Origin of the sequence: Pseudoalteromonas sp. HL-AS1 (assembly GCF_031198785.1) — a bacterium.
In the GTDB taxonomy this organism is placed as follows: domain Bacteria; phylum Pseudomonadota; class Gammaproteobacteria; order Enterobacterales; family Alteromonadaceae; genus Pseudoalteromonas; species Pseudoalteromonas distincta.
In genome coordinates this window covers 56088-81814 of record NZ_CP133569.1, presented here as the reverse complement: position 1 = coordinate 81814, position 25727 = coordinate 56088, and the positions used below count along the sequence as shown (strand labels likewise).

At 38.1% G+C, this 25727-nt stretch carries 26 protein-coding genes, 2 tRNA genes, 1 pseudogene and 1 riboswitch; of the genes and pseudogenes, 16 read left to right on the top strand and 13 right to left on the bottom strand.

Annotated elements, in window-relative coordinates; translation table 11 throughout:
- Window positions 1-56 precede the first annotated feature (56 nt).
- Together RB214_RS00430 and RB214_RS00425 are read left to right on the top strand one after the other, a co-directional pair.
- Window positions 57-593, top strand: coding sequence for a YaeQ family protein (locus RB214_RS00430; protein ID WP_165744885.1), 537 nt, complete (start codon window positions 57-59; stop codon window positions 591-593).
- Between the two features lie 183 nt (window positions 594-776).
- On the top strand, window positions 777-1382 hold the full coding sequence (locus RB214_RS00425) for an alpha/beta fold hydrolase (protein ID WP_004334986.1): 606 nt from the start codon (window positions 777-779) through the stop codon (window positions 1380-1382).
- Here RB214_RS00425 and RB214_RS00420 read toward each other — a convergent pair.
- Complete coding sequence (locus RB214_RS00420; protein ID WP_007579816.1) at window positions 1379-1588, bottom strand: hypothetical protein; 210 nt, start codon at window positions 1586-1588, stop codon at window positions 1379-1381. The genes RB214_RS00425 and RB214_RS00420 overlap by 4 nt on opposite strands.
- Window positions 1589-1923: 335 nt before the next feature.
- Between RB214_RS00420 and RB214_RS00415 the strand changes: the two genes are divergently transcribed.
- Window positions 1924-2397: a Dps family protein gene (locus tag RB214_RS00415; protein WP_165744884.1), complete on the top strand. Its 474-nt coding sequence runs from the start codon at window positions 1924-1926 to the stop codon at window positions 2395-2397.
- Between the two features lie 405 nt (window positions 2398-2802).
- Here the strand turns inward: RB214_RS00415 and RB214_RS20450 are convergent.
- Window positions 2803-4556, bottom strand: a pseudogene (locus tag RB214_RS20450) (TonB-dependent receptor plug domain-containing protein); the annotation flags it as partial.
- 238 nt (window positions 4557-4794) lie between these two features.
- On the opposite strand from RB214_RS20450, the gene RB214_RS00400 reads away from it, so the two are divergent.
- Window positions 4795-5547, top strand: coding sequence for a LytTR family transcriptional regulator DNA-binding domain-containing protein (locus tag RB214_RS00400; RefSeq protein WP_309167911.1), 753 nt, complete (start codon window positions 4795-4797; stop codon window positions 5545-5547).
- Between the two features lie 22 nt (window positions 5548-5569).
- Here RB214_RS00400 and RB214_RS00395 read toward each other — a convergent pair whose 3' ends face one another.
- The 4 genes from RB214_RS00395 to RB214_RS00380 all read right to left on the bottom strand — a co-directional run bounded on the left by RB214_RS00395 (window position 5570) and on the right by RB214_RS00380 (window position 9734).
- The gene (locus RB214_RS00395; protein ID WP_024597142.1) at window positions 5570-5968 is read right to left on the bottom strand and encodes a hypothetical protein; all 399 of its coding nucleotides are present in this window, start codon (window positions 5966-5968) and stop codon (window positions 5570-5572) included.
- Between the two features lie 60 nt (window positions 5969-6028).
- Window positions 6029-8104 (bottom strand): S9 family peptidase, encoded by a 2076-nt coding sequence (locus RB214_RS00390; RefSeq protein WP_309167910.1) that lies wholly within the window; start codon window positions 8102-8104, stop codon window positions 6029-6031.
- A gap of 137 nt (window positions 8105-8241) precedes the next feature.
- Window positions 8242-8805: a hypothetical protein gene (locus tag RB214_RS00385; RefSeq protein ID WP_024604716.1), complete on the bottom strand. Its 564-nt coding sequence runs from the start codon at window positions 8803-8805 to the stop codon at window positions 8242-8244.
- A 96-nt stretch (window positions 8806-8901) separates the two neighbouring features.
- Window positions 8902-8989, bottom strand: a riboswitch (cyclic di-GMP riboswitch).
- Window positions 8990-9077: 88 nt separating this feature from the next.
- Window positions 9078-9734 carry a cytochrome b/b6 domain-containing protein gene (locus RB214_RS00380; protein WP_033038622.1) on the bottom strand — a complete coding sequence of 219 codons (657 nt, stop codon included), beginning with the start codon at window positions 9732-9734 and terminating at the stop codon, window positions 9078-9080.
- Between the two features lie 107 nt (window positions 9735-9841).
- Between RB214_RS00380 and RB214_RS00375 the strand changes: the two genes are divergently transcribed.
- From RB214_RS00375 to RB214_RS00365, 3 genes are all read left to right on the top strand, one after another.
- Complete coding sequence (locus RB214_RS00375; RefSeq protein ID WP_309167909.1) at window positions 9842-10546, top strand: AzlC family ABC transporter permease; 705 nt, start codon at window positions 9842-9844, stop codon at window positions 10544-10546.
- On the top strand, window positions 10543-10842 hold the full coding sequence (locus RB214_RS00370) for an AzlD domain-containing protein (protein ID WP_004335020.1): 300 nt from the start codon (window positions 10543-10545) through the stop codon (window positions 10840-10842). The genes RB214_RS00375 and RB214_RS00370 overlap by 4 nt, the downstream gene beginning before the upstream one ends.
- Window positions 10843-10915: 73 nt before the next feature.
- Complete coding sequence (locus RB214_RS00365; protein ID WP_033030969.1) at window positions 10916-11413, top strand: glutathione peroxidase; 498 nt, start codon at window positions 10916-10918, stop codon at window positions 11411-11413.
- 118 nt (window positions 11414-11531) lie between these two features.
- Here the strand turns inward: RB214_RS00365 and RB214_RS00360 are convergent, their stop codons facing one another.
- Complete coding sequence (locus RB214_RS00360; protein ID WP_007579801.1) at window positions 11532-11717, bottom strand: PA3496 family putative envelope integrity protein; 186 nt, start codon at window positions 11715-11717, stop codon at window positions 11532-11534.
- Window positions 11718-12104: 387 nt separating this feature from the next.
- On the opposite strand from RB214_RS00360, the gene RB214_RS00355 reads away from it, so the two are divergent.
- Window positions 12105-12899, top strand: coding sequence for a YggN family protein (locus tag RB214_RS00355; protein WP_309167908.1), 795 nt, complete (start codon window positions 12105-12107; stop codon window positions 12897-12899).
- A 236-nt stretch (window positions 12900-13135) separates the two neighbouring features.
- Here the strand turns inward: RB214_RS00355 and RB214_RS00350 are convergent, their stop codons facing one another.
- Entirely contained in the window at window positions 13136-14578 is a 1443-nt protein-coding gene (locus tag RB214_RS00350; RefSeq protein ID WP_309168927.1) for a PLP-dependent aminotransferase family protein, read from the bottom strand.
- A 102-nt stretch (window positions 14579-14680) separates the two neighbouring features.
- On the opposite strand from RB214_RS00350, the gene RB214_RS00345 reads away from it, so the two are divergent.
- A complete protein-coding gene (locus RB214_RS00345) occupies window positions 14681-15610 on the top strand; it encodes an EamA family transporter (protein WP_309167907.1) in 930 nt (309 codons plus the stop codon).
- 37 nt (window positions 15611-15647) lie between these two features.
- On the opposite strand, the gene RB214_RS00340 is transcribed toward RB214_RS00345, so the two are convergent.
- The 3 genes from RB214_RS00340 to RB214_RS00330 all read right to left on the bottom strand — a co-directional run bounded on the left by RB214_RS00340 (window position 15648) and on the right by RB214_RS00330 (window position 16782).
- Window positions 15648-15971, bottom strand: coding sequence for a hypothetical protein (locus RB214_RS00340; protein WP_309168926.1), 324 nt, complete (start codon window positions 15969-15971; stop codon window positions 15648-15650).
- A gap of 272 nt (window positions 15972-16243) precedes the next feature.
- Window positions 16244-16375 carry a hypothetical protein gene (locus RB214_RS00335; protein ID WP_309167906.1) on the bottom strand — a complete coding sequence of 44 codons (132 nt, stop codon included), beginning with the start codon at window positions 16373-16375 and terminating at the stop codon, window positions 16244-16246.
- Window positions 16376-16389: 14 nt separating this feature from the next.
- The gene (locus tag RB214_RS00330; RefSeq protein ID WP_309167905.1) at window positions 16390-16782 is read right to left on the bottom strand and encodes a diacylglycerol kinase family protein; all 393 of its coding nucleotides are present in this window, start codon (window positions 16780-16782) and stop codon (window positions 16390-16392) included.
- A 325-nt stretch (window positions 16783-17107) separates the two neighbouring features.
- Here RB214_RS00330 and RB214_RS00325 point away from each other — a divergent pair, with 325 nt between their 5' ends.
- The 4 genes from RB214_RS00325 to RB214_RS00310 all read left to right on the top strand — a co-directional run bounded on the left by RB214_RS00325 (window position 17108) and on the right by RB214_RS00310 (window position 18680).
- Complete coding sequence (locus RB214_RS00325) at window positions 17108-17248, top strand: hypothetical protein (protein WP_004335040.1); 141 nt, start codon at window positions 17108-17110, stop codon at window positions 17246-17248.
- Between the two features lie 218 nt (window positions 17249-17466).
- A tRNA-Ser gene (locus RB214_RS00320) sits at window positions 17467-17557 on the top strand.
- A 50-nt stretch (window positions 17558-17607) separates the two neighbouring features.
- Window positions 17608-17700 (top strand) — tRNA-Ser (locus RB214_RS00315).
- A gap of 491 nt (window positions 17701-18191) precedes the next feature.
- A complete protein-coding gene (locus tag RB214_RS00310) occupies window positions 18192-18680 on the top strand; it encodes an RNA-binding protein (RefSeq protein WP_024597153.1) in 489 nt (162 codons plus the stop codon).
- Here RB214_RS00310 and RB214_RS00305 read toward each other — a convergent pair.
- A complete protein-coding gene (locus RB214_RS00305) occupies window positions 18664-19788 on the bottom strand; it encodes an aminotransferase class V-fold PLP-dependent enzyme (protein ID WP_309167904.1) in 1125 nt (374 codons plus the stop codon). The genes RB214_RS00310 and RB214_RS00305 overlap by 17 nt on opposite strands.
- A 1-nt stretch (window position 19789) precedes the next feature.
- Window positions 19790-20959: a monodechloroaminopyrrolnitrin synthase PrnB family protein gene (locus tag RB214_RS00300; protein ID WP_165744624.1), complete on the bottom strand. Its 1170-nt coding sequence runs from the start codon at window positions 20957-20959 to the stop codon at window positions 19790-19792.
- A 136-nt stretch (window positions 20960-21095) separates the two neighbouring features.
- Here RB214_RS00300 and RB214_RS00295 point away from each other — a divergent pair, with 136 nt between their 5' ends.
- The 3 genes from RB214_RS00295 (at window position 21096) to RB214_RS00285 (ending at window position 25722) form a co-directional block, all read left to right on the top strand.
- Window positions 21096-21551, top strand: coding sequence for an Lrp/AsnC family transcriptional regulator (locus RB214_RS00295; protein WP_024604725.1), 456 nt, complete (start codon window positions 21096-21098; stop codon window positions 21549-21551).
- Between the two features lie 72 nt (window positions 21552-21623).
- Window positions 21624-24344 carry an ATP-binding protein gene (locus tag RB214_RS00290; RefSeq protein ID WP_309167903.1) on the top strand — a complete coding sequence of 907 codons (2721 nt, stop codon included), beginning with the start codon at window positions 21624-21626 and terminating at the stop codon, window positions 24342-24344.
- Window positions 24334-25722 carry an alpha/beta fold hydrolase gene (locus tag RB214_RS00285; RefSeq protein ID WP_309167902.1) on the top strand — a complete coding sequence of 463 codons (1389 nt, stop codon included), beginning with the start codon at window positions 24334-24336 and terminating at the stop codon, window positions 25720-25722. Before RB214_RS00290 ends, RB214_RS00285 begins: the two co-directional genes overlap by 11 nt.
- The last annotated feature ends 5 nt before the right edge of the window (window positions 25723-25727 follow it).

The following is a 25727-nucleotide window of genomic DNA, read 5'->3' as shown; positions in this document are numbered from 1 at the left end:
ACTGGCAATTCATTTAATTGCGCTATACTGGCGCAAATTTTTTCAGATTAGTTGTTATGGCTCTTAAATCCACCATTATGAAAGTGCAGTTATCGCTTAGCGATATGGACCGCCACGTTTATCAAGATTTTAATTTAACCTTGGCTCAACACCCATCAGAAACCGACCAAAGGTTGATGATTCGCTTACTCGCTTTTGCGCTAAATAGCTGTGATGGTTTAGAATTTACTAAAGGGTTAAGTGCTGATGATGAGCCTGAACTTTGGCATGTAAGCTATAGTGAAGAAATAGAACTATGGGTTGAACTTGGCTTACCAGATGAGAAACGCCTTAAAAAAGCCTGTAATAAATCTAAAAAAGTGGTGCTGTATACTTATGGTGAAAACAATCAAGCAATTTGGTGGCAAAAACATCAACCTAAATTGTATGAATTTAAAAATCTAAGTATTTTTAGCCTTGATTACGCAGCAACACAAGCACTTGCTGCTTTGGTTGATCGTGGAATTAAGCTCGCCATTACCATTCAAGATGGTGAAGTATGGGTAAATACCGATAAAACCAATATTGAAATAAAACCGCTAAAGTTAATGTAATTACGGTAGTTATACCAATTGCATTAAATTAGTTATGTATTATAGCGACAAATAAATAAGTCGATAACAAGGCGAAAATTATGATATATAGCTGTTTTATATAAATAATTTTTAACGCAGGTAGCGGATTATTTAATACGCTAGGATGATCATGTTTTTAATAAAATTGGTATTAGGGAGCATATGAAAGTTAAACACGTTATTGTTTTACATGGCTTGTATATGTCTGGCTTTGTTATGCGCCCACTTTGTTCACGACTTGAAGAGTCGGGTATGACGGTATTAAACATTACCTACAATACGCTCGACCCTCACCGCGATACCATATTTGCACAAATTGATGAGTGTATTTCTAACGAACCTGCAGCGCTTGTATGCCACTCAATGGGAGGGCTTATTGCACGTGCTTACCTAGAGGCAAACTCTCCTGCTAGCCAGAATATTACGAAGGTAATTACACTGGGTACTCCACATAAAGGCAGCCATATAGCGCAAAAAATGAAGCAAAAAGGGTTTGAATCATTTTTAAAAAATAGTGTTGAGTTTTTGCTTACTAAAAATGGTAATTGGCCTTTTAAAGCTAAGCTTTATAGTATCGCAGGCGATTTACCTATTGGGCTTATGCCTTTAATAGTCAAAGGTAGCCAGTCAGATGGCACCGTATTACTAGATGAAACCAAACTTAAAGGTATGGCCGAACACAAAGTGTTTCATTTAAGCCATACCAGTATGATTTACTCGCGCCAAGTACTCGATTACATTTTAAAGTGCTTAAACGAGAAAGATTAATCCTCAGCATTGGCTGCTATTTTATAACTAATTAAAAATACCACTGCCAATATAAGTGGAATCGGCGCCGCAATGTAGCCAAAAAAATCTGAGTTCGCAAAGCTTGCACCCGCTAAGTGCGCTACTAACCCAAGCACAAATGCGATGACTGCAATTCCTACCACAATTAACTCTGCTTTATTTTGTTTTGCTGTTTTTGCATGCATGTTATCTCTCCTAATTATTTCGACAATATTATTATGCGCCGTTAGGATGGATGATTTTTGACCTACATCAATAAAAAAATACCTAAGCTATTACCTTGAATAAAATTTGTTTTAGATCATGATTTATATACTTTTGAGTTTTATTTATTTTTGAGGGGTAGTATTTTTATTAATCAGTCCCATTTCTATTAATAGTCTAAAGTGAATACAGGTATCAAAAACAGCTAATAGGTTAAAACTATTAACTAGATACATTTAAACGAATTTACTAATTTATCGAAATTAGTAATACTTATCACAAGTTCACAAATCAACGGTTATTCAAGGAGCAAGTTATGTCACAGGTAAACGCAATAGGTCTAAACAGTGCTAAAAGTGATGACATTGTAAAATCACTCAATACGCTATTAAGCAGCTACCAAATTCAGTACATGAATGCGCGTGGTTTTCACTGGAATATTAAAGGCCGTAACTTTTTTGAACTACATGTTAAGTTTGAAGAAATTTATAACTTATTACTTCTAAAAGTAGATGAAGTTGCAGAACGTATTTTAACGTTAGATGGCGCACCTCTACATGCATTTTCTGATTACCTTGAAGTAAGTAAAATTAAAGAAGCTAAAGGTATTAGTGATGGCGTTACAGCCGTAGAGAACCTACTTGCTGGTTACAGTACATTAATTCACATGCAGCGTGAAATTTTAACTCAAGCTGGTGATGCAGACGATGAAGGTACAGCCTCACTAATGAGTGATTACATCTCAGAGCAAGAAAAGCTGGTTTGGATGTTAAAAGCTTACTTAGACTAAAGTTAAGCAAAAAAAAACCCTCAATGAAGAGGGCACAAATAGGGATAAATCGTTAAATAATCAAGCGATTCGGTTACTATATTAGCCTCCTCCCCATACTAAACAACGCCCCTGTTACCAGTGGCGTTGTTTTTGGTTTAAGTGGGCACAATACTTATATATTGGGATAAACGATGTATAAAAAATTACTGCCGCATTATTTTTTCCAATAAAAAAGCCCCAGCAATACTGAGGCTTTGTGAACGTAACTAATTAAGTAACTATAGTTAGTATCGTTATTGTTGGTTAGAATTTACTTCTAAAACCAATGTAGAATGATTGCCCAATTGGGTCATACGTACCTGCATCCGTTTCAGTACCCGTGCTTGAACCACTTACACCCGATAAAATTCGTGGTGGCTCTTTATCAAATAAGTTACTCGCACCAGCGTAAAGCTCTGTTGAATCGCTGATATGGTAACTTGCTTGAACATCATGATATGTCACTGAACCAATCCCTACTCCACCTGGAGCAATACCAAAACCACTTAAGAATTGATCATCAAAGTCTGCAGCGCCAATGTAAGTTAAGCTCCAGTTAAAATCAAAGTCGTTAAGTTTATAACCAAAGTTCCAGTTAGCTTTATGCTCTGATGCACCAATTTCTCCAGCAAACTCATCTTTATCAGCGCCCGGAAGTGGAATGCTATAACCATCGATTAGGTAAGTATAAGCAAGGCGAGTTCTAAACGCACCTGGGCCAATATCAGTAGAGTACGTCAGTGTTAAATCAACACCTTCTGTACCTAAACCACCACTGTTAGATACACCGCTATCAATAAACTCTAGTGAACCAGCACTATTATTACCTGATGGCGCACTACGACGAGTTACAAAGTCACAAAAGCTTGTATCGCCGCCGCCATAACATTGGTCAAGAATAAACTGACGAGGTGTTGATACGATTGCATCTGTAATTTCGATATCAAAGTAATCAAGCGTAATGTCTAGGCCTGATATTAGATTTTCTGGTGTAAATACTAAACCTACTGTTACAGAGTCACCAACTTCTTCTTTTAAATCTTGGTTGCCACGGTTAAAGGAAATAGCTCTAATTCAGAAACGGTTGTTGTTGCAGCGTAAGTACCTTCATAAAAAAAGCTATGCTTTTCGCTTAGCTCGTAGCTACCATTTGAGACAAATAAGTAATGTTCTGTAGGTATCGCTATCGTACGTACGCTACTTCGGTTAAAACCATTTGCAGCTACGCCATCTCCACCGTTAGTACTAAACGAGTTTTGTAGGGTGTTTGCATCATTAAACGTAAATGTTTCATCCCCAGCGCTAAAGCGACCCTGTGGCGGAAATGAAGATAAAAATGGGCTTACAGCATCAAATACAGAACCTGGGTTTGCTACTGGATCATCTTCAAAGAAGATACCTGAAAATTGGTCTACTGCCGAGCGGTCACGGTCACGTGAAAAAACAGCACCTTGATCAGAATATCCAAGATGGAACATCGCGTGCCCTTTCCCATCTGAGCTTGATAAGCCCGAGGTAAAGTTAAATTGGCGTGATTCATCATCGCCTTCGCTTGATTCACCATATTGGCCTTCGAATTCAATACCTTCAAAATCATCTTTTAGTACAAAGTTAACTACACCAGCAACAGCGTCAGAACCATAAACAGATGAAGCACCACCTGTCATAATTTCAACACGTTCGATGAATTGACTCGGAATAGTATTTAAATCGACAGCAGAGCTACCTGGTACACCTGATACATAACGACGACCATTCACTAAAACCAATGTGCGGTTAGAGCCTAAATTACGTAAATCAACAGTAGCAACACCCGCACTTGCGGTATTAAAGTTTGAGTTAGTACGGCTAATAGCTGGTGTACCAAATGCAGGGTTCTCTAATAATAAGTCTTGAATATTTAACGACCCTGATGCATCAATAGCAGCACTATCTACAACTTGAATAGGAGCCGATGACATTGCCTCAGCTGAACGAATTCGAGAACCTGTAACTTGTACGCGTTCTATTTTAGTTATTTCGTCATCTTCTGCTGCAACACCTTGAAATGAAAAGCTTGCAAGTATCGCGCTCCTTAGCCCAACTGTTAACGACGATTTTTTAAATAATCGCGCGCTACCTTTGTTAGTTAATGCCATATAATTCCCCTGAATTGTTATTTTTGTAACTAAATAGTTACTTCGCGGATTACAGTAAGGGGATTTATTTAAACACTCTACGGGCATTATTTATGAGGCGTAGTCTTTGGTACGAATAGCAGGTTTTATGGGATGAATCAGTACGTCACAATTATTTTATAAATATATTGTACTTTTCATAACATTTTTTCCGCTAAGCACGGTCTTTATTATTATATACAGCAAGAGATATAAAATAATGATCGCTTCTTTTCATGCATTAACTTTTGTTAGTAACACTAAGTTTGCAACATTTTTAACAAAGCGCGTGCAAGATCACCGGCACTTTGAATCTCAATCTTTTCTTCAAACAAATAGATTAGATCAAATAGACACAGATCAATACAATGTACTGTTTTACGAACTAACCAACCTAGCTGACCCGATGCAAATAGTGCATTTAACAGAGCTTGCTAAAAAGCTGAAGTTAGTCATTATTGCTCAATCGGGACATTTTGCGAGTTTTGCCTTTGAAGTTGGCGCTGTAGATTTTTTAATATTAGATTCAACTGCATCACGTATTGATAAATGCTTTGATAAGCTGATTCACCTTTGCCCGATTGCAAGTGCGGCCGAACGCCAATACCAGCAAAGCACACAAGCTGCAAAGCCATCATCACACATTGTGGTTAAAGATGTAGGTAAGGTAAGGCTAATTGATATAAATGATATTATTTGGATTAATGGCGCGGGCAACTATGTAGAGCTGCATTTTACCCAAGGTAATACGCCGGTACTACATCGCGAAACCATGAAAAATATTGAACAACAACTAGAACCTGAAGGATTTGTTCGCATTCATCGCTCTACGCTGGTAAGAAAACAAGCTATTTGCGAACTGATGCCTACTGACAGTTGCGATTATAGAGTAAGACTGAAAAACGATATGTGTTTAATCCTTTCACGGCGCTATAAAGGGTGTTTAGAGAGTATTATAAGCCCTCTTCAATAGCGGTTTATAATACTCATATTAATTACCAGTTCTGTTTTATATAACTGTCATTTGGGTGCACTAATAAATAGCTTTCGGTATCTTTATAAAAATTAACTTCTACATCGCTATTTTTCCATACTTTTTCAAACATATTTTTAGCTATGATATTAATGTTTATATAGTCAACTCGTTGATAGCCACGTTCTTTTACACCGGCAAAATAGGCCTCTAATGAATCGAGGCCATCCAAAGTTAACAGCTCAAACTCTTTTAAATTAACAACCACAAACTTAATCGTATTTTCAGGGTGAGTGCTCAACTCCTGAACAACTCCATTAGTTAACAGCGTAATGCCTTCATTATTAAAGCTCCCTTTCAATTCTAAATACATCTGAGGGGGCTGTGAACAAATTTGAAATTCACCATGTGCACCAAACATAAATCGCCTTACATATATCAACTTCTATATATAGGATAATACAATTTTCCGATTTTGCAGTTAATTTAATAAAGCAATAAAAAAGGCCATTTCGAGTGCTTTTTCCTCTAAACTTTTAAAGCGACCTGATGCACCACCGTGCCCTGCATCCATATCGGTTTTAAATACTAAAATATTACTATCAGTCTTAAGTTCACGCATTTTTGCAACCCACTTCATAGGCTCCCAATACTGCACTTGTGAGTCATGAAGACCGGTAGTAACGAGTATGTTCGGATAGTTTTGGGCGCGAATATTGTCATACGGCGAGTAAGCTTCAATTACATCATAAAACTGAGGCTCATTTGGATTACCCCATTCATCGTATTCATTTGTTGTGAGCGGAATACTTTCATCAAGCATCGTGGTTAATACGTCTAAAAATGGTACATGACAGCCAACACCGCAATATAACTCTGGTGCTTGGTTTACAACCGCCCCCATTAATAAACCACCAGCACTGCCGCCTGAGGCAAACACCTTGCTGCTATCACAATAGCCTTGTGCAACAAGCGCTTTTGTCACATCAGTAAAGTCACTAAAGCTATTTTGTTTATGCTCTTTTTTACCTTGTTCGTACCACTGACGACCTAGCATTTCAGAGCCTCGAACATGTGCTATTACATAAACAAAACCACGATCGAGCAAGCTCAGCGATGAACTTGAAAAACTTGGATCAATCGTATAGCCATACGCACCATAACCGTATTGAAATAACGGATTTGAGCCATCTTTTTTAAAGCTGTCTTTTCGATAAACAACTGATACGGGTACTTTAACTCCGTCGCGAGCAGTTACCATTAATCGCTCAGACTGATAGTCATCGGCATTAAAACTACCGAGTACTTTTTGCTGTTTAAGTAGTGTTTTTTCGCCAGTTGCTAAATCAACATCATATAAAGAACCTGGTGTTGTTAAACTTGAGTAATAAATACGCGCAGTGCTTGTGTCTGGCTCTGGGTTCATTGCTATTGCAGCATAATAACAAGGATCGGCAAACTCAAGTGCCATACGATCCCCTTGCCTATTAACAACTACAAATCGAGCTTGCCCTTGCTCGCGTTCACTCAATACTAAAAAGTCATTAAATAACTCTACACCTTCAAGCAGTACATTCTCTCTGTGAGCTGTATGCTCAACCCATTGTGTTTTATCAGCAATTGTTTCGTTTGTTGCCGTCATTAATCTAAAGTTTTTAGCTTGCCAGTTAGTCACAATATAAAATGTGTCACCTAGCTTATCTACGTCAAACTCGTGGCCATCTTCACGCGGCATTAATGCTTTAAATTCGCCAGTGGGCTTATTAGCATCAAGCACCCATGTATCATTGGTCTCTGTCGATGCTAAATCAATAATAATTAAGCTTTCATCGCGGCTTTTACCAAGTCCCATAAAAAAGCTGCTGTCTTGCTCTTCGTAGACCATTACGTCTTGGCTTTGCTCGCAGCCAAGCTCATGCCTAAATACTTGGTATCCTAATAGCGTTTTTAAATCTTTTTTTACATAAAAAACAGTTTTATTGTCGTTAGCCCAAACAACTTGTCCTTCTGTATTTTCAAGTACATCAGGTAGCATTTCACCGGTCGCTAAGCTTTTAAAGCGAACATTATAAATACGACGACCTTCAGTATCTTCAGAGTAAGCCATAAGCTGCTCGCATGGACTTAGTGCGACTTCGCCCAGCTCAAAAAACTCAAATCCTTCAGCTAAGACATTCACATCGAGTAAAAGCTCTTTATTATCGGCCTTTATACTCGTACTTCTATAGTGACGCGAGTATTCATCATCACCACGAACTTCTGAGTGATACCAGTATTTCCCATCTTTAACGGGTACCGAATTATCATCTTTTACAATGCGTGCTTTTAACTCTTCAAAAAGTGTATTTTCTAGTGGCTTCATAGCAGCTAACTGTTCATCGCAGTACGCATTTTCAGCATGTAAATGCGCAAGTACTTGCTCATCCTGGCGATCGTCATCACGCATCCAATAGTAATTATCGGTACGTATCTTATTATGAGTACTTGATGTATGGGCTTGCTGTTTAGCAATCGGGAAATTAGGTAATAAACTTAAAGAGTAGACAGGACGAGACACAACAAAACCAATTAAAAAAATAATGTGATTTGCAGTTTATCATAAAAATAAAAAAGCCCACCCAATAGTTGGATGGGTTAAAACGGTAAACGCTTCATTACTAAAACCGCTATACCTTTGGGAAGATAATTTAAGCTTTATATTTGCTGCCATGCCATAGCCCAGCTTTGCCCTACACCAGGTTCGAACATAGACTTATTATCGTCATTCGTGCGGCAAAACTCATTAAATGGCCAAGGCCTGCATTGATATACATGCCCAGTTTTTGGCTGCAATACCTTTGTACCCGCATTATAGTTTTCACAATTTTCAGGGTACACGTAATCATAAGTATCAAGGTTCTTAACAACACGCTCATCGCATTTTGCAATACAATGAAAGTCGATGTGTGCTTTACATATACCACTGCTTTGCAAAGCAAAAATTTCATTATTTCTATAGGCTACAATTAAACCCTGTTCGGTCATTTTACCTGCGCTAACCAGAGGAACATGCACATTAATATGCTCGGCAACTAAACGTGGCCATGCGTGAGGCTCACCTTGCTCAAGCGAGGTGATCTTGTAATCAAATGATAAACTAACCAGCTCTCCTTGCATGTCGTAAAAGATTACACTCACCACATCACCAATAAATAATTGGGTATGATGATTTAAGCAACCTATTGTTGACCACTTTCCACAGGCCAACGACGTATGCATAAACACGGCAACACCTTAAGAGTTACAAAATCTTATCCATACACTATGGATACACAAAAAATACACTGAGGGCAAGTGATACATAACAACACGTTATGCAGTAGTCCCGCTACCATAGCTTTTAAAAAGCCTTAGACCGGAAACTTTGCGTCCTAACCTTTCGGCTAGTTTGCCAGCAATGCGGCGATTATAATTCGACCCCGCATAACAATCAAACAAAAGAATGTAACCAAAAACAAAAACCAACCCTTTAAGGTTGGTTTAATGTATTTTTAACTAAACAAATAAGTTAAAGGCTCTTTCGCCCACGTAAATACCAGCAACACCAATAAAGATATAAATATTAACCACGCAGGCCAAGACGCTTTAGTTACTTTAGCCTCAGAGTCATCCGCTTTTAACTCTTTTGAGCCTGTGATCATCGCCTTAACTAGCGGTTTGCCTTTTATTCTATAAACAATAATAGCTAATACATGCAAGCCAATAGCATAGAGTAAAATGTCAAAATTCAGCTCATGTAGCCAATTGGCAAAATCAATCGTATCGCTAGACACATATTGAGCAAGCGGGCCATCAGTTAAAATGCCATCGCTACTCATTAGGCCACTTACAAGTTGCGTTATGATTAATATAAAAAACACTATCACCATACAGCTACCGGGTGCTGAATGGCCTAACGATTCGCTTGGTGTTTTTAGCGCCTTTAAAATAGCACTAGGAGAGTGCAGTAACCCACTTAATCTCGCGGTTTTACTACCAATAACACCCCAAATTAAACGTGTTACTATAAGTGCTAAAGTAAAAAAGCCAGCAACAAAATGAAGCTCAATCATGCCCTCTTCAATACTAAAATAAAGCACTGCAATACTTACAACCAAAAACCAATGAAAGCATCTAATAAACCCATCCCACACTTTTAACGTCGTCATTGTGCCTATCCTTAAAAAAACAGTATTATTTAATTTGTTAACTACTTTAACATCATAATATTAAGGTATCCTTATGAGCCATTCTACAAGCCGTGAGAGTAAATATCATGCAACCAGTTAAAAAAGCTATTTTAAAAGGCTTTTTAGATATGCTACCACTGTGTTTAGCCGTTGTTCCTTGGGGTATTTTATGCGGCTCTTTAGCGATTCAAAATGGTTTTAGCGCCTTTGAAACCCAAGCAATGTCGTTATTAGTATTTGCAGGCTCTGCACAGCTTGTTGCGATTGAACTTATGGCGGGCAACACACCATTGCTCACAATTTTATTCACAACATTTATTATTAGCTCTCGGCACTTTTTATACGGTTTAGCTGTGCGTCATAAGGTCATTGATCAACCTATGCGTTGGCGCTTACCGGTGAGCTTTGTTTTAACCGACGAGCTGTTTGCGTTTTCTCATCATCGAAAAGCATATAGAACAAAAACACGCTTAATATACGCATTGAGCGCTGGTTTTAGCTTTTATATTGCATGGAATATTTGGACGTTAATTGGCATTGTAGCGGGCACAATGCTGCCCGACTTAACTAATTTAGGGCTCGACTTTGGGATTGCTGCCACGTTTATCGCGTTGGTTATTCCGGGAATCAAAAATTTGGCCTCACTCGTTACGGTAATTGTAGCAGGCGTCAGCGCAACGCTTTTAAAAAGTACCGAATTTGAGTTATGGCTTGTTTGCTCAGCGCTGCTGGCAATGGCCGCAGGTTATAGCACAGCAAGGCTAACCGCTAAAAAGGAAGCAACGCTATGATGACAACTATTTTACTCATGGCGTGCATTACATTTTTTACGCGTTATTTATTTTTACACCGCGCTTTACCGTTTAAAGTAGGTCCTAAAATGCAGCAATTTTTAAGCTTTAGCGCACCTGCGGTGCTTACAGCAATTTGGGTGCCTATCGTGTTTTTGAATGAAGATGGCATTAACTTAAACTGGCAAAACCCTTATTTAAGCGCAGCGATAGTCGCCATCATTGTTGCCTATAAAACACATAATATTTATTACACAACGCTTGCCGGTATGGGGCTATTTCTGATTTTAAATTAGAGCGCTCTTTATACTTTATGAAATACTGTACTCAGGTTAAAATACCAATAACAATAATAAAAAAGACGCCAATATGCACAAATTCCATCAATTAAGCGCAACAAGCTTGCAGGGTCAACCTATTAACTTTAGTGATTTTGAAGGTAAGGTTGTGCTTATTGTTAATACCGCAAGTAAATGTGGATTTACCTACCAATACGAGTCGCTTCAAGCTTTGCATAATAAATATGCCAGCCAAGGTTTAGTTATTTTAGGATTTCCGTGTAATCAATTTGGTCAGCAAGAACCCGGCGACGCTACACAAATAGAGCAAGGATGTTTAATTAATTTTGGTGTGAGTTTTTTAATGGCGGCCAAAGTAGATGTAAACGGTAAGCATGCTCACCCAGTCTTTCGTTATTTAAAATCGGCTTTACCTGGTTTTTTAACACGTAAAATAAAGTGGAATTTTACTAAATTTTTAATTGCCGCAGATGGCACGCCAATTAAACGTTATGCACCTTTTACTAAACCCGAAAAGCTAGAACTTACAATTCAAAAAGCTTTGGCACAGGCTAAAAGCACGCTTTAAAAAGTAATAAAGAGGCGCAGGGCCTCTTTATTGCCAATACTACTGAAACTTAAACATACGCATAACTGCACATTTAAACTCTCAATATTAATTGGTATTTTATTTATACTAGTGAAATTTAATCGGTGTAATCGCTTAAATCGTCTTCGCCTAGATTTTTACGCAAGCGTTTTTGCTCAAGGTAGTCTTCCAACTTCTTTTTAACCTTTTGCTTGTTCTTATCGTGTTGATTACGGCCGAGCATTTCGTACTCGTCTTCAACAAAATCGTCATCTAGCGCATCGTAACTAAATGTCTTACCCACAACCCACTCCATAAAGTGTTTGAGACCAACCAAGGATTTTATTATCGCAATAGTCGGTAAAATTAAAATGTTTAACGTCAAAATGCTGTGCAAATTAACATCAAAATAAAGCCACGTGACTACTGTAAATAGTCTTCATGTCAGTAATGTGAATAAATAGCGCTAAATTTGAATTGAGGAAAGTGAGAGTTTTTTATCGTATCGATAAATAAAATTTATTAATTTTTATTAGTTAGCCAATTTGACTAAAAAATAGTTATTTATTAATTAATTTCATTTACTAAAAAACAAACAAAAACAGTTAACCATATGTTTTATATTAAAAAATAAAACTGGCACCAAACTTGTTATTAGTTAATCGTCATCAACAGAAAGTAGAGAACAAACATGAAAAAATTACTATTAGTTAGCGCATTAATTTGTACGCCAGCCGCTATGGCTCATAACGATAACGATTCTGCAATTTCATTTAGTAATGATGAATGTAACGTCGAATTTAAAAATGATGTGCGCATTAAGCCAAACGAATTGGAAATTTTTACCGTCAACAATAAAACCATGCAGTTTAATACCCATGGTGACTTAACTGTAAATGGCGAATTTGTAGCACTTAATAACTCACAACGCGAAGCGCTAACCAAGTACTCTGATAGTTTACGCACACAATTACCTGAAGTAGCTAATATAGCGCTAGAAGGCGTTAAAATTGCCGGTGTGGCATTAGAAGAAGTAGGCAATGCATTTAATATTGACGGCCTTGATAATATGTCAGAGCTTATGGATGACATTAAAATCGAAGTAGAAAACACATTTTACCAACAAGGTACATTTGTAATGGGCCAACAAAGTTTTAATCAATTTGGCGAAAACTTTGAACAACAATTTGAGCAGCAGATAGAAACAGCGGTTGAATCAGCAGTGATGCAATCAATGGGCAGTATTTTAGTAGCTTTAGGTTCTGAGTTACTTGGTTCAGGCGGTGATATGGATGCCTTTGAACAACGTATGGAAAATATGGGTGCACAAATAGAAGAAAAAGTAGAGCTACATGCAAGCGCACTTGAAGAACGTGCTAACTCTTTATGTGGAAGCTTTGCTGATATAGCAAAACAAGAAGAGCAATTAATAATGCAAGTGCCTGAGCTTGAAGGTTACCAGTTATTTAGTTTTAAACAGAATTAGTACAGCAAACGTTATTTAACATCCCTTTGGCAGCATTTAAGTTTACTTAAATGCTGCTTTTTTATGTTTCGCAAACTTATACCAACCTGCATAAATCTTTGATCAGTTTAACGAATTAAATTGCACTATAACTTCGTTAAATTTTTTATTTAGAACAACTAGATACAAAAACTTTTGCCTAGCTCTAGCGTAATTTTCTTAACGTTAAATAGACCCCATATATAAGCAGATTGGTATTACTTTTTAGCTAATAAAGTAAGCTTACCCAATGTAACTATTGCTTGCTCAATTTGCGCGCTCCATTGCACACCATAACTTAACCTTACGCAGCTTTTATATTTATTAGAGGCCGAAAAAACAAGCCCAGGGGTAATACTAATACCAACCTCAAGCGCAAGTAAAAACAATGTTTGGCTATCGTATTCGCCTCCTAAATCTAGCCACATAACGCAGCCTCCTTTTGGATCGCTTATACGTGTGTTTTTTGGCATAGCTTGTTGTAAGCACCATCGCATACGCTCTTTGTTATCGCGCAGGCGTTGCCTAAGTACTTTTAAATTTCGGTCGTACTCGCCGCTGGCAATAAATTCAGATAACGTCCATTGGTTTATTAACGAAGCAGAGCAACTTAGTGCTCTTTTATATCGCCTTGCTTGCGTTGCAAATTTACCCGCAACTAACCAACCTACACGATAGCTCGGCGCTGCGGTTTTAGAAAAAGATGAGCAACTAATCACTAATCCTTTTTTAGAGTACGCTAAAGCTGGTGTGCCTCGTTTTGCCGTAAAATATAAATCGCCGTATACGTCATCTTCAATAAGCACTACGTCATGACTTTCAAGTAGCTCCACCAGCTGCTGTCTGTTTTTATCTGGCATAAAGCTGCCTACAGGGTTGCTAATTGCAGTCGAGAATAAACATGCTTTTATGTCATGCTCATTCAAAGCGCGTTCTAAATCGTTTAGCCAAATGCCGTTATCTGGACACAGTGGTATTTCGAGCGCTTTGAGGCCTAAGCTCTCTATTAGCTCTATAATCCCGTGATAACAAGGCGTCTCAATGGCAACTACATCGCCTGGCTTTGTCACACATTTAAGCGCAATAGCCATGGCTTCCTGTGCACCATTGGTGATCACAAGCTCGTCCATATTTATACCAATGCCAAAATCTAGATAGCGATGCACTAGTTGCTTTTTCAGCGGCACAAATCCATCTGTTGGCCCATAGTTAATGGCTTTACTGCCGGCAATTGTCATTACTCGGCGCATATTTCTGGCCAGTGCTTTATCGGTAGGTGCAGCGGCTATAGGATTAGCGATACCAAAAGGGACTACGTTAGCTTGATGAATGGCGCTGTATACCTGCTCTATTAAGGCTTGTTTATTTACCACAACAGGCTCGCGACTCAATTTAACTCGCTTAGGTAAGTTATGCGCCATGCTAACGACTTTTAAAAAATACCCTGATTTTTCACGTGCCTCTACTAACCCCTGATCTTCAAGTGTTTGATAAGCTTGCTTCACTGTCGGAATACTAATGTTTAAGTTATCTGCCATTTTACGCAGTGATGGAAGTTTTTCGCCAGGGAGTAAAACCTGCTGGGCGCTCATATCTCTGATCAACTGAATAACTTGCTGATATAGAAACTCATGCCCCTGGCTATTTTTTTGTCTTATCATCACACACCAAATCTGTATAGGTTACATTTTTACTTTTCTGTATATGGTAAGTATACAGATAGGTCTTAAAATAGCCATTCAATCGGGCTTTGGAGAGTAACCATGAAAAGTGCAGCGCTATACATTACAACCGTTTTAATTTGGGGTTCTACTTGGTTAGCCATCGAATTTCAGCTAGGTGATATTGCGGTAGAGCTATCGTTATTTTATCGCTTTGCTATTGCAGCACTTTTAATGTGGTTGTATGTAGCGTACAAAAAACCCGACATGCGTTTCTCATTAGTCGATCATGGCTTTTTTGCTTTATTAGCTCTGTTTAACTTTGGTTTAAATTACTTAATGCTTTACTGGGCACAAAATTACCTAACCTCAGCCATGAGCTCCATTGCCTTTTCGATGCTGCTGGTTATGAACATAGTTAACACTCGACTATTTTTTGGTAAACCAATCTCAAAGCGAATTTATACAGGAGCTGTTCTTGCTGTATTAGGTATTACGTCCCTGTTTTGGCCGCAGTTACAGCAGTTCGACTTAAGTAATGGTGCATTGGTCGGGTTACTACTTGCTCTTAGCGGTACCTTTGTGGCTTCATTAGGAAATATGGTAAGCGTTCGAAATTCTCGTAAGCAAATTGGCGTATTGCAGGGCAATGCATGGGGCATGTTATATAGCGCCGTAGGCTTAGCGCTATATGTATTAATGAATGACGTGCAATTTAGTGTAAACGCGCCACCGAGTTACTGGTTATCATTACTCTACTTATCAATATTTGGCACCGTAATCGCTTTTGGTTGCTACTTTGCACTACTAAAAAATATTGGCCCTGAAAAAGCCAGCTACGTTATTGTTTTATTTCCATTAGTGGCAGTAACGCTAAGTAGTTTTTTTGAAGGGTTTGAATGGCACGCAAATACCTTTGCAGGGTTTAGCTTAGTACTATTAGGTAACGCCATTGTGCTTACCCCAACAAAACGAATTAACGCCTTTTTAGCTAATAGAGCAATAGCTAAAAGTGGCTCCGTCCCCAGTTAGACGCGTTATTAACGCAACTAACGCAAAAGCGCCTACTTTACTGTAGGCGCTTTTTTATTGGCATATGAAAAAGTAAGGCCTGTCCATGCACACTAACAACTGCAGGAGTTTTACCTATCAGCTCACCATCTGCTTCAATCAATAGCCCTTCAGTATTTATGGAAGCTGTATTTAAGCGACTATAGGTAAGGTTTTTTATATACTCATGACGCTTAAAAAATAACTTAATAAAGCTTATTACATTATAAAAAAGCCCACCCGATCGCATTTGATAACACTCAAGCTGACCATCAATTAAATCTGCTTTTGGCGCTATTTTTAGCCCGCCACCAAAGTACTTATGATTAGCAAATACAGTAATTAAATTTTGATACTGCCTAGGGCGTGTTGACCTTTGGTGGTTGAATTTGCAGCAGTATGTTTGGTTTTTAGGCCAGGCAGAGCCTATGCAGTGTGGTTATTCCCCATAAATAGGCGATAACGCAGCATAAATGCCAAACATGTGCTGCCCTTTGGGTTCTTTCTAGGGACGATTAACTCTTTGTTGCTCGGTTTTTACTTAGCCCACTAGGTTACAAACATCGCGCCGCAATTTAATCGCCCCTAGATTGAACAAATTTCAATCCACAAAGATCAACACGCCCTTACATCGTCATTAAACGTACCTTGTAACTGCTGAGCTTGATAATAAAATAGCTCTTTGATACTCGTCCAACTGTAATCAAAAGATGAAAAATTAGCTTTCTCGTTAATTGTTTTAATCACATGAGCATCAAATCCTACCCTGCAATATTAATAAAATAGCGGCTATTAATTTTTCCTATATCAATTGCTGTCGGTGTATTAAATAATGCCTTTCGCCAATCATCTTCTTTGCAATTAAACCCTCTGGAGAAATCGTTACCTGTACCGCAAGGTAATAATGCTAACGAACAGCTGCTGCCTATTAGCGCATTAACCGCCAAGTTCAATGTCCCATCGCCACCTAGTGCAACTACTTTGGGAAATTTACTCAGTAACAACCTTATTTGAGCGCAGTCACCGTCAAAGCTTCCCGTTGTAGTAAATATACAATAAGAAAAGCTGCGTTTTTTACAGATATTTTTAAGCCATGCCAATGATTTTTGGCTCTGTTTTTTGATACTTGGTTTAATAATTATAAGTAGTGACAAGCTTTTGTTTCCAGCAATGTATTTTAGAGTGAGATAACAAACGTTTAATTAAATTTTTTTAATCTGAATAAATAATCAAAAAACATTGTATAAAATGCATAAAAATAAATTAAAAAACCAAAAACCCCAACATCAAAGGGGTTAAAACCAACCGTCATATAAATAGCTATGCAAAAACAGTAATGCAACTTACTGAATCGCATATTAATAAAATCAATTCAGATTAGTTTAACTAATCCCTCAGGCTCAATTTTTATCGTTGTATTTTTAACCAAGCAACGTGCAAAATGCACGCGATTTCAACAGATACAACCGGAGCAAAATAATGAAACCAATTAATACATTAAATCAAACAGCAGCAGCGCAAGTAGCCGTTAAACCAACTAACCGTAAAGCAAGAATGTTAGCTAAACTTAACACGATTGGTAAAAGACTAGCACTTAGCGGTGCAGCTCAATATAAATAATCACCCAACCATGATTATTTTTCGGTGCAGCGAACACTCAACCACTAAATGAAGTCACTTATTTAGCTCCCATTGTTTGCTGCAACCTATTTATTTTATTAAAAATTGCCTTAATTTCCCCTTATTTACAAAAAAAACCTCATTTACGTATGTTTTTTAGGCAAACAGTCATTTTGCTATTTACACAGCGGTATCACCTAAGTATTATTCTGCGTCACGGAGAGATGGCAGAGTGGTCGAATGCACCGGTCTTGAAAACCGGCATGGGTTTATAGCCCATCTAGGGTTCAAATCCCTATCTCTCCACCATATTTTAATTGGTGGCTTTTTTACTCCATCAATACAACCGGTTATGCGTTGGAGAGGTGTCCGAGTGGCCGAAGGAGCTCCCCTGCTAAGGGAGTATAGAGTTTGTAGCTCTATCGAGGGTTCGAATCCCTCCCTCTCCACCATACTTAATTTAAACCACTTAATTGTGGTTTTTTTGTGCCTAAAATTTAACACCGATACTAAATTGGGAGGGTGAGAACCCTCGACAGGGTTCGACAAAATGTCTGGAACATTTTAGGCCGCTGCAAGCGTCGCGCAGCGATTGATTACATGGATGTAAGCAAGTCTATCCCTCCCTCTCCACCATACTTAATTTAAACCACTTAATTGTGGTTTTTTTGTGCCCAAAATTTAACACCGATACTAAATTGGGAGGGTGAGAACCCTCGACAGGGTTCGACAAAATGTCTGGAACATTTTAGGCCGCTGCAAGCGTCGCGTAGCGATTGATTACATGGATGTAAGCAAGTCTATCCCTCCCTCTGGACCATACTTAATTTAAACCGCTTGATTGTGGTTTTTTGTGCCAAAAATTTATAAAAACTAAACAAATTGTGCCTAGTAATAACTTAGGGCATTATTAACACAACTTTAGCCACTTATAGATTTAACTATGATCCGGTTCATATTGCTATCATTTTGCGCGGCAGCACCATTTTTTACCTTGGCACAAAGTACAACAGTGTATAAGTGTGTAATTAAGGGCGTTCCTACTTTTAGCCAAACGCCTTGCGCTAAAGATGCACAAGTTATTACTCTAAAAGATATAAATGTAATTGAAGCATATAAAAGCTCTACGCCCGGTAAAGGTATCACCGATACCTCTGTTGATGACTACTTAGAAGTTCAGCAAATAGAGCGTGAAATAAAGCGCCTTGAGCTATCTATTGAACAAAGCCAAAAAGAATACGCAGCTAAAAAACAACAAATAGATTATATGACCCAAGATAAGGCCAATCGTTTAGGCGCTTCGTCTATTGCTGATGCTATCGCAACTAAAACAAATTCATTAAAACAAGCCTACGACGCATCAATTAGTCAAACGCAGCAAAAAATAGAGTCATTAAAGCAAAGAAAGCAGCAGCTTAGCCAAAACCCTTAAGCGCTCGTTTTACTATAGAAATAAATTGCGCAACGTCTTCTTGAGTATTATAAATATGTGGCGATACTCGTATTCCAAATTTGCGAGCATCTACACTAACTTTCGCTTTATTAAGCTCTGTAAGTACATGGTCTTGTTGCTTGTTAAAAAACAAAATAGCAGTCCCGCTGCATTTATCACCAATCATAGGTGATGCAACATATTCGCTTAGTTGCTCATGAATAAGAGTAAGCATCGCTAAGTTATGCACCCTTACCTTGTGAGCTGTTAGCTCTGCAAAGTAGGCAATACTATTTGCGGCAATAATATAAGGCGCTACAGAAGGGGTGCCCCCCCAAAACTTAAGCGCACTGGCGTTATATTCAAAGTGGTTAATATCGAACTCAAATGGATTTTGATGCGAAAACCAACCCACATCTTTAGGCTCACAATACTCTATTTGATTTTTGTTAACCCATAAATAAGCTGCACCTGGGCCACCACATAACCATTTAACGCTCGAGCCAATCATAAAGTCCGCATCGAGCACGCTTAAATCAAGCGGTATAACACCCGCTGACTGAGCAACATCAACTATTGATAAACTATTGGTTAATTTACTTATAGCTACAATATCGTACACAGGCGCCTGTACACCTGTATTTGAATACACATGGCTTATAAAAACTAAATCGATATCACAAGTTATATAACGCTGCCAAACACTAATATCTGTTAGGTTTTCGTGCTCAGGTATAAATATGATTTGCGCGCACTTTGGCAACGCTTTTTGCATTACAAAACCCATACTCGGAAAATCACTTTGCGCCATAAGCACTTTACAATTTTTTTGCTGTAGCCGTGGATGCGACATAAGCAATTTTGTTAAGCCACTTGATAAATTAACCTGAGGACAAAACTGCGAACTAGGCGCATTAAATAACTTACCAAGCGCGGTAGTAAATTGCTCAACTGCGGGCAGCCATTGTTGCCAAGGTTCTTTATTTGAGCTCTCCCACGGTAAAAAGTAGTGCTGTGCTAAATATTGCTGCGTATTTTTAAGAGGACGCCCTACCGAGTGGTTTAGTAAATAACAGCCATCAGCCATACAAAAATCATTTTTAAGCATGCTATTTAACCCATTCTTTAAGTGTATTTAGATCGTCAAAACGTGTTTTTATATCGTCGCGTTTTGCGCTAGCTCGCCTATCTCTTAATTTTTCGAGCGAATCAAGTAACACATTAAGCGGCGGACCACTTGCTGTTACCTTGCTCATATGCTGCTGTTGCATATTTTTTGAAGGCTGAGCAATAAACTTTTCAACCAGTTGATTATGATGACCGACTGCGGTGTCGCCATGTAATTTACACACTTGAATAAATAACGTTGCGTGGCTTTTAAACCAATCTGTATTTTTATATGGCTCTGCTTGTAAAAAGTCATCCATAAAGCTTTGCATACGCATGGCTTCTCGCAGGATTTGTTGATCCTCTGGCATCATATATAAAAACTTATCCACCAGCATTTGCGAGTAACTAGGCTCGTTTGCACTACACAGCCCTAACAGCATATCAATCACGTTAATACCTGCAAAGTCACCAGCATTTGCCCCTCTGTAAACCTCTTTACCTACACGGTACGGTTTATAATAAGGGCGAACGCAGTTAAAAAAGCGATCTGTATCGAGCTCAGAATAAAGTGCATTGTTTGACTCAATTACATCTATAAGCGCTTGTTTAGCTACTTTTAATAACTCACCACACAAGGGATGTGAAATACCTAACGGCAATATTTTTAATAAAGCATCACTTGCCCGTTTGTAGGCCAAAATACCTTGGGTGTTGTAATCAAGAAACAGCTTTTCATCAGGTAAATTAGTAAATCGTTTATAAATACCGTTAAGTGCTTTGTTATGAGTAGTTAAGTGGGCGGTAGCAAAACGAGGGGTTACGCCAATGGATGCGCCTATATGCATAGCAAGCGCTGAGGCTTCAATTAGCGGTGAAGTAGTTTCTCTGCTTGGCTCAGTAATTTCATGGCGCCTACACGCTGCCATAAATAATCCTACGTTACCGAGTAAGTCAAAAGCGCTATCAAAGCCTTGATCTGTGTTTCCCTCGGCTAATAAATTACTAATTAATGCGTTGCCTTCTTTTTCTAATTGTTGCTTTAAGGCCTCACCTATTCCTTCTACATTTGCTTTATCGGTTTGCTGCCAATAAAGCTGCTCTAATTCACTATTTAAAGTGACAAACTCTGTTCGTATCCAGTGATCGAAAATAGCGGTATGTGTGTTCATTGATGTGCTCTATTATTTTTATAGTTAAATGCTAACAGAGTTCAATGAGGGTAAAACGCCAAAAAAATTAGTAAAAACTGCAATACTTAGCAATAATCACTACAAATATAAAAATAATCAATAAAAGCCGACAACTATGTTAGATAAAAAAGACCAGCAATTACTCATTGCACTGCAAAGCCAAGCTCGTATGTCGGTTTCAGATTTAGCTGGCAGTATTAACCTATCGGATACACCTTGTTTAAGGCGTATAAAAAAGTTAGAGCAAGAAAACATTATTACCGGCTACCACGCCGCCATAAATCCCAAAGCACTTAATCTTAATGTATTGGTATATGCGTTTGTACGATTAAGCCAAAACTCGGTCAGTGCTGCAGAGCAATTTGAGCAACATGTAGAAAAATTACCACATGTATTAGAGTGTTGTGTAATATCAGGAAGCTATGATTATTTATTAAAAATCATTGCACATGATCTTGAGAGCTACGAAACGTTTGTGAAACATCAACTAGGTGGCTTAAGCTGTATCGCAAATATAGAATCAACAGTTGTGCTTAAACAATCATTTAGCAAAAAACAGTTACCTTTATAAAAATAACCAAAATAACTTACTGTTAGCTATACTGATATTTCAAAACGACAATAATAATTGCTTGGACCTTATGTGAAAAATTTTAACTCTAAAAATCATTCCATTATTTTTTACATCATGTTTGCTTTAGCATATTTTTTAGTCGGCATAGCACTCACTAAACTTGCTTTTAACTCGCAAATTATACCAATTTGGTTACCTGCAGGCATAGCTCTAGTCGGTTGTTATATTTGGTGGTGGCGCTTTATCCCGCCTTTATTTGTAGCTGCAATTGCCTTTAACCTTAATATTTTTGACAGTTCTGCTCATGAGCTAGTCCTGGTCGGTAACTCATTTAACGAGGCTATGTATATCGCCTTTGGTGTTGTTATACAGGCAATGGTCGGCGCAGCTCTTTTAAAGTATTGGCTTGGGCACCCGCTGCGCTTTAAAAAGCGCAAGAATATAATTTACTTTATCCTTGTCATAGCAATATTGGTCAGCTTAATTTCGGCTAACTTTGGCGTATTTGCCTTAAGCCAATTCAACTCGGTTTACAGTGTTGATAATCATTGGAAGAATGTTACTTACTGGTGGCTTGGTGATACATTAGGAGTATTAATTGCGACTCCGCTTTTACTTTCTTTATTACCACAAAAGTCTAATCAACATAATATATCGGCGTTTCCGACAATTGCAGTATGCTCTATTTTATTTTTATCAGTCGCGGTAACAACGCAGTTATACGATCAAGAAAATCGTATAAACACTATTAAAATTGCTGAACGTGAAGTCCATGTTATAGAAAACAGCCTTTATAGATATACAAATCGTAGTATTATTGCAGTGCAGAGCCTAGCAAGTCAGGTACAGTCATCTCCCATGCTAAGCCAGCAAGATTTTTATTCTTATGCTAGCCAGTTACTAACTCAGCACGCATTTATTAACGCCTTATCGTGGAACGCAAAAATACCTCAAGATCAACGCGACGTCTTTGCCCAAGAAATATCAAACATTTATCATTTAGATATTGATGTAGTTGGCGAACCTCTTGAAACTAGCGATCCCCTTGTTATAGTAAAATACATAGCTCCTTTTAATGGTAATCAAAAAGCTATTGGCTTTAATGTATTTTCAAACCCTGATCGAAAAAGCTCTCTGCTTAACCCCGCTATAAAGTACATGCCAGTAGGAACTAAAATAATTCAATTGGTGCAAACCAAACAACCTAAACCAGCCTATTTATTATTTGCCCCTGTGTACTCCCAGCATAGTGATGAAAAAACAATTAAAAGCTATGCCACTGGTGTATTTTTAGTGCGTAGTATTATTGAGCAGGCCATTTCTAAAGAACAGTCTGATATGTTTTCGATTGGTATATACGAAGATACAAACACTCCGCCGTTTTATAGTAATTACTCTCAAAATGTTCAGCAAGCTAAAGGCAGCCGCTTAATGTCGTTTGATGTGGACTTTGCAGGGCAAAAATGGATTGTAAAACTAGCCCTTAAAGAAAGCTTTTTAACACAACATAATAGTCAACTAACTTTATTATTACTCATACTTCAAGTTGCCGTATGTTCTTTAATTTTAATGGTTTTACTGCTGTTTAATCAGCAACAAATCGCACTTACACGTCAAGTTGCAGAGCGTACTCACTCACTCGCACAAGCAAAGAAGCAGTCCGATTTAGCTAATCAGGCTAAAAGCCAATTTTTAGCGAATATGAGCCACGAAATACGAACACCATTAAACGCCGTTATTGGTTTTTCTTCACTTGCTAGAGAAACAGACAATGCAAATACACTCATTGGCTATTTAGATAAAATAAACTCAGCATCTAAAAGCTTATTAAACTTAATTAATGACATTCTTGATATATCAAAAATAGAATCCCAAAAGTTAGTTATTGAATCTATTGCATTCGACTTAGGTGCTTTAATAACACGTATAAACAACATGTTTGAGCAAAGCGCAGTTAACAAAGGTATTAAATGGCAAGTTAATTCAAAGCTACCTGTTGATACCTGGTTTATTGGTGATCCTATGCGAATTGAGCAAATATTACTTAATTTATGTAGCAACGCGATTAAATTTACAAGCCAAGGCAGCGTTACTTTAAACATAGAAACAGAGTTTACTGCCGCCAATAAAGTACAGCTAGTTATAACCGTTAGTGATACCGGCATAGGTATAAAACCAAGCCAACATAAAAAATTATTTAACGCATTTACCCAAGCGGATAGTTCTACCTCAAGGCAGTTTGGTGGTACAGGCCTTGGCTTAACCATAGCGAAAGAGTTAAGCCAATTAATGGGGGCTGATATAACACTTAAAAGTGAAATAAATAAAGGCTCTACTTTTACATTTTCAATGCGATTAGAAACAACAGAACCTAAAAAAGAACATGTTATTACATTTGATAATACTAATATTACTTCGCTAGATATTTTGGTCGCAGAGGATAACCCAGTAAATCAAATGGTTATTAAAGCGATGCTTGGCTCGTTAGGAATTGTGCCGTATATAGTAGAAAATGGCGAACTGGCCGTTGATATAGTTAAAAAGCAGCATTTTGACTTAGTGCTTATGGATTGCCAAATGCCTGTAATGGATGGCTATAGAGCAACGGCACTGATCCGCCAGTTTAAAACTGAACAAGAGCTCCCGATTATTGCTTTAACTGCCGACGTTATGCCAGAGGATAAAGCACATGCACAAGCCGTTGGATTTAACCAGCACCTTGCAAAACCGCTTGAACTCATTAAGCTAACCGAGTGTCTTGTCCAATATGCAGAAGTTAATGAACAATAGTGGTTTAATTTTAAGAATAGTTTTAAGAGTCGCTTTTGGTTTTGTTTTAAGTGTTTTTTCGCATATTGCTGTCGCTCAAAACTGTATATCGCAGGCGAGCGACTTTAAATTTATAACAAAAAGTAAGCAACAAGGCTTATTACGCTTTGAAAAAGAGCACAACCACCAGCGCTTTAATTACCACGCACTTTTACCATTTAACGATTACTTAGATTTTGCATATAAACATATAAATAAAACCAATCCACGTGCAGATATGCCATGCCCTGTTATTACACAAACGTACCAGCAATTAGTAACACAAGGTACGCGAAAACCTGACCCTACTATTGCAGATATTATTGCCCCTTTTGAGCTTACGCATCCAAACAGCAATAAAGTTGCACTACTAATTCACGGGCTAACTGACTCACCATTTACGTATCACGATTTAGCACAAGTGTATTATCAACAAGGCTATACTGTGCGTACTATTTTATTACCAGGACATGGAAGCGCCGCAAGTGCATTACTCAATGTAGAGGTTAGCCAATGGCAACAGGCAATACAATACTGTATTAAACGCTCGGTGCAAGACTTTGATGAGGTGATACTCGCAGGTTACTCTACCGGCGCAGCGTTACTTATTGATTACGCAACCAAGCACACTATTTCGCCCAAAATTAAAGCGCTTATGCTTTATTCGCCAGGCTCCGAGGCACATAATAAGTACGGCTGGATAGCAAAGTGGATTGATGCCATACCCTTTGTTAATTGGATAGATAAAGACGCCGATGTAGACTTTGCTAAGTATGAATCATTTCCTTTAAATGCAGCTGCCGCTTCGTACGATGCAATGTCACTTGCAAGAGTAAGTAGCTTAAACAAACGCCCTGCACTTAAATTACCTATTTTTAGTGTACTTAGCGATATTGATACCACGATAGATACGCGTGCCACGCTAAAATTATTAAGTGCGTTACACAAAGATAATTCAGTAGAATATAAGCCGCTCGATACTTTAGTACTTTATGGAAGCACTGATATTTTACCGCCAGACTTTGCTAGTGACTACACAGTAAATAATCCGCAATGCACAACGCCTCAGTGTAAAAAAGTTCATGGTATGTCGCATATTGCTATTGTTAACTCACCGCAAAATCCACATTATGGAATTAACGCAACCTATCGTAATTGTGGCAGCTTTATTAACGACGAGTCCCTGTACAAGACATGTAAAACAACAAAAAATCCACAACTAGGAGAGCGAACAAGCGCCAACTTAAAACACTATCCGGCTTTACAACGCTTAACTTATAATCCTCATTTTACCGAGCTTAAAAAGCAAATTAGTACGTTTATTAAAAACGTAGAACAGCTTAGAACAACTACAAGGTAAGTAGT